This is a genomic window from Streptomyces siamensis (genome assembly GCF_039543605.1).
GTDB lineage: Bacteria > Actinomycetota > Actinomycetes > Streptomycetales > Streptomycetaceae > Streptomyces > Streptomyces siamensis.
The window spans coordinates 1-12,292 of record NZ_BAABKB010000037.1 but is presented as its reverse complement, the minus strand read 5'-3'; the positions used below and the strand labels follow the sequence as shown (position 1 = coordinate 12,292).

Genomic DNA, 12,292 nt, shown 5'->3' with positions numbered 1-12,292 from the left:
GGGGCGGGTGGGGCGACGGGGCGGGTGAGCCGGGACGGGCGCCCGCCCGGGTGCCCCGCGCCGATGCGCCGGGACGGACGCCCGCCCGAAGGTCCCGCGCCGATGCGTCGGGACGGACGCCCGCCCGAACGTCCCGCGCCGAAGGGCGCCGTCAGCTCGCCCGCCAGTACCCCAGCGCGTGCAGCCGGTCCTTGGGGACGCCCAGCTCCTTGCGGACGTACGACGACAGCGCGCGGGTCGTCCGGGTGTCGCAGGCGATCCAGACGTACGGATGCTCGGCGCCCGTGAGGACGTCGCGCAGTTCGTCCTTCACCCGCTCGACCAGATGGGCGCCGGCGTCCTGGCGGGGCACCCGGCGGACGTCGTGGCGCCCGGGGTCCGTCCGGAACGGCAACGCGTCGTCGCCTCCCTCGAACCAGATGGTGGCCGGCACCGAACCGATCCCGGTGAGCAGGGAGTTGATGGCCGGCAGCGAGGCCGGGTCACCGATCGCGACCACGTGCGAGGGCGCGGGTGAAGGCTGCTCGAAACCGGTGCCCTGGACGGTCGCCTCGATGGTGTCCCCGGGCTTCGCGCCCCGGGCCCAGTCGCTCGCCACCCCGTCGTGCAGGGCGAACTCCAAGCAGAACGCGCCGGCTTCGGGGTCCGGGTCGACCAGCGTGTAGGCCCGCTGATGGGGCTTGCCCGCGTTCTCGAACCACAGCCTGACCCACATCGTCGGGTGGACGCCGGTGGCCGTGAGCAGTCCGCCGTCCGTGAGGCGCAGGCGCCGGTAGTCCTCGGTGACGTCCTCGGTGTCCGTGACCGTGAGGATGAAGTCCTTGGCGCGCATCAGCTTCAGCACCGCGCCCTCCCAGCCCCGCCCCTGTGCCATGACCTCTCCACCTCTCGCGTACATTCTTTTCACGATCAACTAAGGCAAGGCTAACCTAACAATCATCTGTGTGGTGAGGGGGCGGCCGGATCGATGCCTTGTCGTGTCCGTGCCGTTCGGGTCCGTGCCCGTGTCGTTCGGTCCGAGCCCCCGTGAACCGGAAAGAGGAGACCCATGTCCCGCTCGACCCGCCCCGTTCACGAACAGACCCTCGACGGCTTCGGCACAGTGCGCATCCGCCCGTTGGACCCCGAGGGTGACGCCGGGGTCCTCCATGGATGGGTGAGTGACGAACGGGCCGCGTTCTGGGGGATGAACGGACTCGCGCGTGACCAGGTGGCCGAGGTCTACGCCCACATGGACGGCCTCGGCACCCATCACGCGTTCCTCGTCGAACTCGACGGCACCCCGGTCGCGCTGCTGCAGACGTACGAGCCGTCCGAGGACCGGGTCGGCGAGTGCTACGAGGTGCAGCCGGGCGACATCGGCGTCCATGTCCTCATGGCGCCCGCCGGGGAGCGTGGCAGGAGACCGGGATGGTCGTCGGCGCTGATGGGCTCGTTCGCGGCGTACGTGCTGCTGGGGCTCGACCGGCGGCGGATCGTCATCGATCCCGATGTGCGCCACGAGAAGGCGCTGGCCCGCTTCCGGCGGCAGGGCTTCGAGGCCGGCCCCGCGGTCACCCTCCCGGAGATCGACCTCCCGGACGTCCACCTGCCCGAGAAGAGGGCTCAACTCGCCTTCCTCCGGCGCGAAGTGGCGTTCCCCGAACCGGTGTGACCGCGGAGACCCGGCCCGCCGGGCGGCGCCCGGCTGTCACCGGCGTCGGCCTTGCGGTGTGTGGTCTGCTCGGGGATCCGGTCGGAGGACCCCTTCCGTGACGGACGAAGGTCGGTGCGACGCCCGCGACGACGGCGGGTGCGGGTGCGGGGTCAGTCGAGGTTGCGCAAGTCCCCCTTGCGGAGCCCGAGTTCGCGCTCCGCCGTCGTGAACACCAGGGCGTCCAGCGCGGGATGACTGAACGACGTGTCGTCGTTCGAGTAGGAGTCGAGGCCGTCGATCACCACGAGGACGACCAGGCACGCCTCCGCCGGGTCCGAGGTGGTGAAGTCCCCCGCGCGCACGCCCTCCTCGATCAGGGCCGTGAGGGTGCCGCGCATGACCGCCTCCTGCTCGGCGACCACGCGTCGCAGGTTCGGGCGGTAGCGGGCGAGGTGGCGGGCGTTCAGCCAGAGCCTGCCGAGATCGGCGAAGTCGGTGTCGCTGATCCGGTGGAGGAACCGGCTCATGCGTGCCTTCGGGGGCAGATTCTCGTCGGCCTCGGGCAGGAGTGCGTCCCTTTCGCGGCTGACCGCGCGGGCGAACGCATCGCACAGCAGTGCGTCGACGGTGGGGAAGTAGTGGCTGATCAGCCCCGGCCGCACCCCGAGCTCCGTGGCGACGAGCTGCATCGTCACACGCTCCAGCCCCTGCTCCAGCGCGAGGCGGGCCGCCGTCTCCAGGATCTCCGTCCGTCGCTCGGCGGGGTCCTTGCGGGTCCGGGTGCTCCGGGGGCTTGACGTCATGCGGATCACACTATTGGATGTCGCACCAATAGTCTATTGGTTATCGCACCAATAAGGCCCTGTCCTCCCGGACCCGCCGCCTCGCACGCGGCGGCGGAGCCCGGGACAGACGTCCGTTCGTCCCGTTGAAGGAACCCATCCATGGCCCACATCCCCACGGCCCGTGACGAGGCCGGCCCCCGAGCCGGACTCGACCGGGCCGGCAACGTCGAGACCCGGGGCATCGAATGCGTGCCCGACGACGAGCGGCACGGATCACCGCGCGAGCTCTTCGCCATCTGGGCCGCTCCCAACGTGAGCTACCTGAGCTTCGTCGTCGGCGCGACCCTCGTCCTCATCGGCCTCTCGCTGCCCGAGGCCCTCGCGGTCATCGTCGCGGGAAACCTCTTCTGGCTCCTGACGGGCTTCATAGCCGTCAGCGGCCCCGCCTCGGGCACCACCGGCTCGGTCGTCTCCCGCGCGATGTACGGGACGGTCGGCAACAGGGCGGTCGTCGCGGTCACGGGGTGGCTGATCTCGGCGCTCTACCTGGCGCTGAACTGGTCGGCGGCCTCCGTGGCCGGCATCGGCCTCGCGGCCCGGCTCGGCCTGCCGGACTCCACCGCCGTCGACACGTTCGTGATCTGCCTGATCGCCGGTGCCACCGTGCTCGTCGCGATCTACGGGCACGCGACGATCGTGCGCCTCTACACGGTGCTGACCGTGCTGCTGCTCCTCGTGTTCCTCGTCGTCTCGGGGATCGTGCTCGGCCGCACGGACTGGTCGTACACGCCCGCCGAGCCGTTGCACGGTTTCGCACTGCTCGTCGCCGTGGCCTCCGGATTCACCCTCGTCGCCTCCGCCCCGCTCTCGTACGCCAACAGCCCGGACCTCGCGCGCTACCTGCCCCGCGACACCAGCCGTACGGCCGTAGCCCTGTGGACGTCGGCCGGCGCCTTCCTGCCGAGTGTCGTCTTCACCGCCATCGGGGCGCTCGCGGCCACGAGCCTCGACATGAGCGACCCCCAGACGGCCCTCGAGGGCGTCATGCCCGCGTGGTTCGCGCCGGTCTTCGTCGTCGGCGTCGTCGTGAACACCGTGGCGAACAACGGCATGACCGCCTACAGCGCGGGACTCTCGATGCAGTCCATCGGAGTACGGCTGCCGCGCGTGACCGCAGTCCTCGTCGTCGGCGTCATCGGCACCACGATGACGCTGTTCGCGATCCTCGTGTTCGACTTCCTCACGGCGGTCAACGCCATGATGGAGCTCGTCGTCGTGATCACCGGCCCCTGCATGGCCGTCTACGCCACCGACATCGTGCTGCGCCGCAACCGCTACGACGGGAGCGCCCTCCACGACCAGAGCCGCACCGGACCGTTCTGGTACCGCGGGGGCGTCAACTGGGCCGGCACCCTCGCCACCCTGCTCGGTGCCGCGGCCGCCACGCTCTGCGCCGGCTCCAGCTCCTGGGCCGGTCCCCTCTCCGCGGCGATGGGAGGCCTCAACCTCGCCGTGCCGGTGGGTGTCCTCGGCTCGGCGGTCCTGTACTGGGCACTGTCGCGGGCTCTCCACACTGTTCCGGCCGCATCGGACCCCGCGCGGAGGACGTCATGACCGCCGATCTCATCGTGCGCGCCGCGCGCATCGAGAACTTCACCGGCACGGCCGTCCCGAACGCGCGGCAACCCCTCGCCGCCCGTACCGGGAGCGTCCTCGCCGTCAAGGACGGCCGCGTCCTGGCCGTCGGAGGCGACGAGATCCTCGGCCGGTACCGGGGCACCGGCACCGACGTACGCGAATTCCCCGGCGCGACCGTCACCCCCGGACTCACCGACGCCCACGCCCACCCCGTGTGGGGGTCGATCGAGATCGGCAGCGGCCTCGACCTCGGCGGACTGGCGACACCCGACGCGGTGTGCGCCCGTATCGCCGACCACCTCGGCACACTCCCGCCGGGCGCCTGGGTCACCGGATTCGACCTCGACATCAACGTCTTCGGCGCAGCACCCGGCGGAGAGATCTTCGAACGGCGCTTCCCCGGCGTCGCGGTCTCCCTGATGACCCGCGACGCGCACGCCCTCGTCGTCAGTCCCACCGTCGTCCGGCAGGTGGGGCTCACCGGGCAGGAGACGTTCGACGACGCGTCCAGGATCGTCGTCGGGGCCGACGGGATTCCCACCGGCTTCATCGTGGAACTCCAGGCCATGGGACTCGTCTTCGACCACTATCCCGACGTCCCGGTCACGACCGCCGCCGGACACGTCGCCACCCAGCTGCACAGGCTCGCCGCGACCGGCCTCACCGGCCTGCACGCCATGGACTTCACCGACCCCTCCGAAGCCGTCTACCGGCAGATCGAGAGAACCGGAGACCTGCCGCTGCGGGTGCGCTGCTCGCCGCTCGTCCCCGCCGACTCGGGGCCCGACGTCTGGGCAGCGGTCGCGGAGACGCAAGCGCTGGCCGGGCGGCGCTGGCACGTCGAAGGCGCGAAGTTCATGCTCGACGGCACCGCCGACAACGGCTCGGCGTGGTTCGACCACCCGGACGCCCTCGGGCAGAACCGCCACCCCCTCTGGAAGGACGTGGAGGCCTACCGCGCCGCCGTCCGGTACTTCACCGAGCGCGGCATCCCCACCGCCACCCACGCGATCGGGGACCGGGCGGTGCGCTTCGCCCTCGACGTGATCGAGGAGGCGGGCAACCCCGGCCGCGCCCCGCACCGCATCGAGCACATCGAGTCGATCCCCGACGACCTGCTGGGCCGCTTCGCCGCACTCGGCGTCGTCGCCGGCCTGCAACCCGTCCACGCCACCCGTATGACGAGGCCCGACCAGAGCGACAACTGGTCGCGGCGGATCGGTCCCGAGCGCGTCGCACACGGCTGGCGCACACGCGACCTCCTCGACCACGGCGCCGTCGTCGCCCTCGGCTCCGACTGGCCCATCGGGATCGGCGACCCGCGGATCGCCCTCGCCGACGCCCAACTGCGCCGCCCCGTCGACGAACCCACGGCTGCCCCCGTACAGCCCGGCCAGCGGATCAGCGCCCGAGAGGCCTACGCCGGGATGACCACCGCCACCGCCACTGCGGCCGGCGCCGGCCACCGGCTCGGCCGCATCGCCCCGGGCTACGCGGCCGATCTCGCCGTGTTCGCCCGCAACCCCCTCGACCTGACCCCCGAAGAGCAGGCGGTCAATCCCGTCCTCGCCACGTTCGTCGACGGCAGCCCGCTCGTGCACGTCACCCAGGAGACCCTCCCGCGATGACTTCCTCCGTACCGTTCCCCCGCCCCGACCGGCGACCGCACGTCAGCGTGACCGCCGCCGATCCGTACGACCGCGGCCACGCCAGGGGACGGCAGCTCGGCCCCGACCTGCACGGCGCGATCGACGTCTACGACCGGCTCTTCGCCCTCGGTGGCATCCGGCCCGGCACCGTCCGCGACGACGCGCACCGCGCACTCGACGCCGTCGGCGACTTCCGCCCGGCCCTGCGCGCACAGATCGAGGGCCTCGCCGACGGAGCGGGCATCGAAACCTGGCAGGCCGCGGCGTTGAACGCCCGCACCGAGATCCTCGCCCGCTCCCGCGAGGTCCCGCCGGGGGAGTGCTCCACCGTGGTGCGCCGCCTGCCCACGGAGTACGGCGGCCACACGCACCTCGGAGTGCAGACGTGGGACTGGCACGTCGAACTCAGCCCGTACTGGCACACACTCGACTGCGCCGGCGGAACCCACCGCTACGTCGGCATCACCGAACACGGCATCCTCGCCAAGATCGGCGTCAACAGCGCCGGACTCGCCCTGCACTTCAACATCCTCGGGCACCGGGACGACCGCGTCGGCGGACTGCCCGTGCACGTCCTGGCCGCGCTCGTCCTCGAAGAGGCGGACAGCGTGGACCACGCCCGACGGCTCCTGCGGGACGCCCCGATCGCTTCGTCCGGGTCCTTCATGCTGTTCGACACGCGACAGGCCCTGCTGCTCGACATCAGCCCGGCCGGTGTCTTCGAGGCACCGCCTGTCGCCGAGGGAACCCACCTGCGCACCAATCACTTCCTCACTCCGGTCCCCGCCGAGCACGAGAAGTCCTGGCTCTACCAGCCCGACTCCTCCGAGCGTCACGCCTTTCTGCGCCGACGGCTGGAACAGGGCGGGACGGGCCTCACGCACGCAGAGGGCGGCGGGCTCGTCGAGCAGCTGATCACCGGGCCCGGGGAGCCGCCCGTGACCTGCGTTCCCGACATGGACGGTCCCACCGGGCGTCGCTGGGCCAGCCTCGCCACCGTGCTGCTCGACCCCGCCGCACGCACCGCGCGCGTGCTCGACGGGACCCCGGCCGAGCACGCCACACGGCCCTGGCACGTCCTTCGGGCCTGACCGGCACCGTTTCGCGGGCGGGGCATCCGACCCGGTCCGGCCGTGTTGCTGATTGCGCGTGCTCCTCGAAGGATGGTGAGGGTGCGTGGCACCCCGGGGTCCGCCCGGGGTGTCGACGGGTACCGGAGGACGGCAGCAGGTGCCCGGGCGCCGGCGGCGGAGAGGAGCCCTCGTGGGACCGGCCGTACAGGCACAGGGAGGTGGGGGCCCGCCGCCCGCTGGGGCGGCGGAGGGAACCGACCCCCGGCGCTGGCGAGCCCTGTGGGTCACTCTCGTCGCCGGGTTCATGAGCCTGCTCGACGTGACGATCGTCGCGGTGGCGCTCCCCTCCATGCAGCGGGACCTGCACGCCTCCGCGCCGGCCATCCAATGGGTCGTCTCCGGCTACGCCCTCACCTTCGCGCTGGTCCTCGTGCCCGCCGGGCGCATCGGCGACGCCATGGGCCGGCGCCGCATCTTCCTGCTGGCGCTCGCCGGGTTCGTGCTGTGCAGCGCCGCCGCGGGAGCGGCTCCGACGATCACACTCCTCGTCCTGGCGCGGCTCGCGCAGGGCGTCGCGGCGGGCTGCCTCGCCCCGCAGAACTCCGCGCTCATCCAGCAGATGTTCCGGGGTGGGGAGCGCGGACGGGCCTTCGGCATGTTCGGTGCCACCGTCGGGATCTCCAGCGCCGTGGGCCCCGTCGTGGGCGGTCTGATCCTCATGCTCGCCGCCGGGCCCCAGGGCTGGCGGTGGATCTTCTACGTGAACGTGCCGGTCGGCGCGCTCGCCCTGCTGCTCGGGTTGCGACTGCTGCCCCGCGTCGCCTGCGGTCGGCGTGAACCGCTCGACCTGGTGGGTGTCGTGCTCCTCGGCTGCGGGGTGCTGAGCCTGATGCTGCCGCTGGTGCTGGCCGAGGCGGGCGGTGTCCGGCGACTGTGGTGGCTCTTCGTGGTCGGGCCGGCCTTCCTGGTGGCGTTCGAACGCTGGGAGCGGCGCGTTGCGACGAGGAAGGGACAGCCTCTCCTCGATCCCGCGCTGGTGACCTCCACACGCGGCTACGCCACCGGCGCGACCATCGGCGCCCTCTACTTCGTCGGGTTCAGCGGTGTGTGGCTGGTGTTCGCCCTGTTCTTCCAGAACGGGCAGCACTTCTCGCCGCTGCGGTCGGGCCTCGCGGTGACCCCCTTCGCCATCGGTTCCGCCACCGCCGCGTTCGTGGCGGGCCGACTCGTGGAACGACTGGGACGGCTGCTGACCGTGTGCGGGCTCGCCGGCGCGATCCTCGGCCTCGGCTGCGCCGTCCTCGTGCTGTGGCGGGTACCGGGGGAGAACGCCGTCTGGTACGCAGCGCCGGCGCTGTTCGCAGGGGGCATCGGCAGTGGCTGCGTCATCTCGCCCAACATCACGATGACGCTGCGCGACGTACCGGTCCGGATGGCGGGAGCCGCCGGCGGTGCCCTGCAGACGGCGCAGCGCCTCGGCGGCGCGGTGGGCACCGCCGTCCTGCCCGGTCTGTTCTACCTGGTGCTGGACGCCCGGCACGGCTCCTTCCGCACCGCCGTCGCGGTTGCCGTGGGCTGCGGCATCGCGCCCATCGTGTGCGCGTTCGTCCTCGCCGTGCAGGACTGGCTGCGCGATCACCGGGATCGCCCGGCGGCGTCGCCGCCCGAGGTGTCGCACAGCCATACGCATGCCAGTCAGTGCTGACCGAGGCGAGTGCCTGTCCGGTGAGTGGGCCCCGCCTGACGCCGCAACCCACCACTGCCCGCACTCGCCCTCTCGCCGAAGGGGCCGTGCGGTGGCCCCCAGGCACCCGGCCGGCCCCTCGCCTGCCGCCGCAACCCACCACTGCCCGCACTCGCCCGCTCACCGAAGGGTCCGTGCCGGTGAATCAAATGCCCGTTGCGGACGGCGCCACGCACTCACCGAGGTCCTACCAGTACCGCTCCGCACAAGGGCTGCAACGGGCGGATCACCGGCACGGACCCGACCCACCCACCGGACAGACGGCGCCCACCCACGGGACCGACATCGACCCACCGACAGAACGCGCACGAGCCCGGCTACGGGCTCAGAGGTTGATGGACTTCATCCCAGCCTCGTCGTAGCGCTCACCCGCAGGTTCCGGGAGTTCGGCGTCGATGCGGGCCAGGTCCTCCTTGGTCAGCTCGATGTCGACCGCGGCGGCGTTCTGTTCGAGGTACGTGCGTCGCTTGGTACCGGGGATCGGCACCAGATCGTCGCCCTGCGCCAGGACCCAGGCGATCGCGAGCTGAGCCGGCGTCACGCCCTTCTCCGTCGCGATCTCCTTCACCTTCTCCGCGAGCCTGAGGTTGGCCTCCAGGTTCTCGCCCGTGAAGCGCGGGCCCGAGCGGCGGAAGTCGCCCTCGTCCAGGTCCGCGGGGGAGGAGAACCGGCCGGCGAGGAAACCACGGCCCAAAGGCGAGTACGGGACGAAACCGATACCGAGCTCCCGGCACGTGGGCAGGACCTCGGCCTCCGGGTCCCGGCTCCACATCGAGTACTCCGTCTGCACGGCCGTGATCGGGTGCACGGCGTGCGCACGGCGGATGGTGTCCGGTCCCGCCTCGCTGAGGCCGATGTGGCGCACCTTGCCCTCCGCGACCAGTTCCGCGAGAGCGCCGACGGTCTCCTCGATGGGCACCTTGGGGTCCACGCGGTGCTGGTAGTAGAGGTCGATGTAGTCGGTGCCGAGCCGTTCGAGGGAGCCGTGGATCGAGCTGCGCACGTGTTCGGCGGAGCCGTCCTGCGGTCCCACCGTGCTCATGTCGCCGGGCGAGGCGTTGTCCATGCGGTAGTTGAACTTCGTGGCGACGACGTACTGGTCGCGGCGCCCCTTGATCGCCCGGCCGACGAGCGTCTCATTGGTGAGCGGCCCGTACACCTGGGCCGTGTCGAGGAAGTCCACGCCGAGGTCGAGGGCGTGGCGGATGGTCTTGATGCCCTCCTCCTCGTCGGTGGTGCCGTAGAAGGCGGACATTCCCATGCAGCCGAGACCGATGGCTGACACCTGGAGGTCTCGCAGCCTGCGCTGTTTCATGTGGGGTTCCAGCCTTTCCTGCAGTGCCGATCTTCGTTCCGGGGCGCCCCGCGTCCGGATCCCTCATCCATTGAGCTCTGGATCGCGGGCTCCGGCATCCCGGGCAGGTGCGCCATGTCCTGGACGCTATGACTTCGAGAGCACTCGAAGTCAAGCGATCGATCCTGCGTGGGGCAGCCGGTGGACGAGGCATCCACCGAGGGGACGGCTCGCCGGGCGCGTCCCGCTGTCGGCGGCGAGGATGGCGTCATGACCGATGCGACCAAGGCAGTCCTCGAAGGCGGCCCTGACGATCTTCCCGAGCGGATCGTCTCCGCGCCCGCGCCGGGGCTCGACATCAAGGTGCCGTTCCTCGGGGGGTACGAGCACTTCAGGGCGACGACGCGCGAGCGGCAGACGTCGGCGGGCACGCTGCCCGTGTACGAGTGGTGGGAGCGGACCGAACTGCCCGGTTAGGGGCTGTCGTTCGGCGCCGCGGACCCGGCCTGATCCAAGCCGCCTCCCTGGAGACCCGGTGCACGCAACGCCCCGGAGCGGGGCGTTGCGTGGTGCGCCTACGCGTTCGGAGGGGCCGCCTGCTGCACGACGTCGAAGGACCACAGGGTGGAGCCGCTGGCCGCGGGCTTGGGGCGTTCACCGCTGTCCGCGCCGCCGCCCTGGTGGGCTGCCTTCATGGGGCCTTCCATCCAGGCCTGGAAGGACTCCTCGTCACGCCAGCGCGTGTAGACGAGGTAGTTGTCGGTGCCCTCGACGGGGCGGAGAAGCTCGAACCACTCGAAACCGTCGGAGTTCTCCACGGCGTGGGCGCGGGAGGCGAAGCGCTTCTCCAGCGTCTCCCGCTGCTCGGCGGGGACGGCCAGCACATTGATCTTGACTACGCTCATGGTCCTCATCCTGCCGTACGGCGGTTCGTGGGCCGGGAGCGCCTCAACCGCTCGGGGTGTCCTGCAAGGTGGCGGAGTCGGTCTCGGTGTGTTCGCGTACCGCGATCCGGGCCAGTTTCGTCAGCATCATGCCGTTGCGGACGGCGATGACGTAGTCCACGGGCAGCCCGTGCATCCGGGTGCCGGGCCCCCGGAGGGGGTGCCAGTCCAGGACGAAGAGCGTGTTCTCCCCCCACGGGACGAGGCGCATGGCGATGCGGGCCGCGCCGAAGGGCTCGGCCTTGGCTTCGAGCTCCAGCCGGCGTTCCGGTTCGCAGATGCGGACGACGCAGGTGTCGTCGAGGGTCAGCGGACCGACACCCACGCGGACGCGCAGCCGGGCGCCCACCTCGGGCCAGTGCGGATCCGCGTCCAGGACCTGCTGGGTTCCGGTCACCCACTCGCCGTAGCGGTAGCCGTCGCACAGCAGGCTCCAGACCTCGGAGGGTGAGCTCAGGATGAGACGGCGGTTCCGGGCCACGGCGGCCACGCTCCTTCCGCGGGACGGCCGCGCGGTGCGTTCGACCGAGCGGCGTGCCCTTCGACGGTAGCCGCGCGCCGTGCGTCGGGCACCCGTGGCCGTGACCGGGCCAGGGTGCGCGACATGGTGGTCATCAGGTGGGCCAGTGGTGTCGGGCAGGGTGGTGTCGCCGGGCGGCACCGCCCCCCGGCTCGGCCGATCAGGTGACGCTGAGCGGGGGGGTGCCCCTATCTCTTTGGTCAAGGTCGTGGGTCAGGATGGCGGCATGACGACCTGGTTCCGCACCTACTACGAGGACGAAGATCTGTGGCTGTATTTCGAGGCTGATGACGAGGGCTGGGCAGCGCGGCAGGTTGAGGTCCGGGGGCAGGACTTGCGGCCGGTGAAGGCGGCTTCTCTGGCGGAGGTGCTGCACTTGCGTGATCATGCCGATCTCGCGGCGATGGGCCGCTATGAACGGCAGTACGGCGTTCTCGCCGAAGGCCCTATGGAGGGCTGGCAGGACCAGTCGCAGGCGGCCGAGATCTCCTCGGAGGAGTTCGAGCGGCTGTGGGCGGAAGCGCGGCGGGCTCTCGGCGGTTCAGCCTGACTTGACGGATTGGGGTTCGTAGAAGGTTCCGTCGCGGAGCATCGCGAAGAGGACGTCGGCCCGGCGCCTGGCGAGGCAGAGCAGGGCCTGGGTGTGGTGCTTTCCCTGCGCGATCTTCCTGTCGTAGTAGGTCCGCGATGCCGGGTCGGCCAGGGCCGCGAACGCGGAGAGGAAGAAGGCCCTCTTGAGCTGCTTGTTTCCTCTCCTCGAAGGCTGTTCGCCGCGGATCGAGGACCCGGAACTGCGGGTGGCGGGGGCGAGACCTGCGTATGCGGCGAGGTGGCCGGCGGTCGGGAAGGTGCTGCCGTCGCCGACCTCGATCAGGATCCTGGCTCCGGTCCTGACGCCGATTCCCGGCATGGATGTCAGGACCTTCGAAAGACATCTCACGGTGCTAAGAGTCAAGCCGGAGCGGCTTCGAGGAGCGGGGCGAACGCGCGGTGTTCATCGTAGGGAACC

The 12,292-nt window shown here is 71.3% G+C and carries 12 protein-coding genes and 1 pseudogene; 7 read left to right on the top strand and 6 right to left on the bottom strand.

The genetic code is table 11. From position 1 onward, the window contains the following. Positions 1-151: 151 nt before the first annotated feature. Complete coding sequence (locus ABEB03_RS36285) at positions 152-874, bottom strand: siderophore-interacting protein (protein ID WP_345657165.1); 723 nt, start codon at positions 872-874, stop codon at positions 152-154. A gap of 174 nt (positions 875-1,048) precedes the next feature. On the opposite strand from ABEB03_RS36285, the gene ABEB03_RS36280 reads away from it, so the two are divergent. Further along, complete coding sequence (locus ABEB03_RS36280) at positions 1,049-1,654, top strand: GNAT family N-acetyltransferase (RefSeq protein WP_345657164.1); 606 nt, start codon at positions 1,049-1,051, stop codon at positions 1,652-1,654. A gap of 152 nt (positions 1,655-1,806) precedes the next feature. On the opposite strand, the gene ABEB03_RS36275 is transcribed toward ABEB03_RS36280, so the two are convergent. Continuing rightward, positions 1,807-2,439, bottom strand: a complete 633-nt coding sequence (locus ABEB03_RS36275; RefSeq protein WP_345657163.1) for a TetR/AcrR family transcriptional regulator — start codon at positions 2,437-2,439, stop codon at positions 1,807-1,809. A gap of 141 nt (positions 2,440-2,580) precedes the next feature. On the opposite strand from ABEB03_RS36275, the gene ABEB03_RS36270 reads away from it, so the two are divergent. The 4 genes from ABEB03_RS36270 to ABEB03_RS36255 all read left to right on the top strand — a co-directional run bounded on the left by ABEB03_RS36270 (position 2,581) and on the right by ABEB03_RS36255 (position 8,486). Further along, positions 2,581-4,035, top strand: a complete 1,455-nt coding sequence (locus ABEB03_RS36270; RefSeq protein WP_345657162.1) for a purine-cytosine permease family protein — start codon at positions 2,581-2,583, stop codon at positions 4,033-4,035. Continuing rightward, complete coding sequence (locus ABEB03_RS36265) at positions 4,032-5,687, top strand: amidohydrolase (RefSeq protein ID WP_345657161.1); 1,656 nt, start codon at positions 4,032-4,034, stop codon at positions 5,685-5,687. Before ABEB03_RS36270 ends, ABEB03_RS36265 begins: the two co-directional genes overlap by 4 nt. After that, a complete protein-coding gene (locus ABEB03_RS36260) occupies positions 5,684-6,799 on the top strand; it encodes a C45 family peptidase (protein ID WP_345657160.1) in 1,116 nt (371 codons plus the stop codon). Before ABEB03_RS36265 ends, ABEB03_RS36260 begins: the two co-directional genes overlap by 4 nt. Before the next feature lie 172 nt (positions 6,800-6,971). Beyond that, the gene (locus ABEB03_RS36255) at positions 6,972-8,486 is read left to right on the top strand and encodes an MFS transporter (protein ID WP_425589353.1); all 1,515 of its coding nucleotides are present in this window, start codon (positions 6,972-6,974) and stop codon (positions 8,484-8,486) included. A gap of 364 nt (positions 8,487-8,850) precedes the next feature. Here ABEB03_RS36255 and ABEB03_RS36250 read toward each other — a convergent pair whose 3' ends face one another. Next, entirely contained in the window at positions 8,851-9,840 is a 990-nt protein-coding gene (locus ABEB03_RS36250; protein ID WP_345657159.1) for an aldo/keto reductase, read from the bottom strand. 249 nt (positions 9,841-10,089) lie between these two features. Between ABEB03_RS36250 and ABEB03_RS36245 the strand changes: the two genes are divergently transcribed. Next, positions 10,090-10,296, top strand: coding sequence for a DUF5988 family protein (locus ABEB03_RS36245; RefSeq protein WP_345657158.1), 207 nt, complete (start codon positions 10,090-10,092; stop codon positions 10,294-10,296). Between the two features lie 98 nt (positions 10,297-10,394). On the opposite strand, the gene ABEB03_RS36240 is transcribed toward ABEB03_RS36245, so the two are convergent. Next, on the bottom strand, positions 10,395-10,724 hold the full coding sequence (locus ABEB03_RS36240; RefSeq protein ID WP_345657156.1) for an antibiotic biosynthesis monooxygenase family protein: 330 nt from the start codon (positions 10,722-10,724) through the stop codon (positions 10,395-10,397). Positions 10,725-10,767: 43 nt separating this feature from the next. Further along, complete coding sequence (locus ABEB03_RS36235) at positions 10,768-11,244, bottom strand: SRPBCC family protein (protein ID WP_345657155.1); 477 nt, start codon at positions 11,242-11,244, stop codon at positions 10,768-10,770. A 265-nt stretch (positions 11,245-11,509) separates the two neighbouring features. Here ABEB03_RS36235 and ABEB03_RS36230 point away from each other — a divergent pair, with 265 nt between their 5' ends. Further along, a complete protein-coding gene (locus tag ABEB03_RS36230; RefSeq protein ID WP_345657154.1) occupies positions 11,510-11,833 on the top strand; it encodes a hypothetical protein in 324 nt (107 codons plus the stop codon). Here ABEB03_RS36230 and ABEB03_RS36225 read toward each other — a convergent pair. Next, positions 11,825-12,214: pseudogene (locus ABEB03_RS36225) on the bottom strand (transposase); the annotation flags it as partial. The gene ABEB03_RS36230 and the pseudogene ABEB03_RS36225 overlap by 9 nt on opposite strands. Between the last annotated feature and the right edge of the window lie 78 nt (positions 12,215-12,292).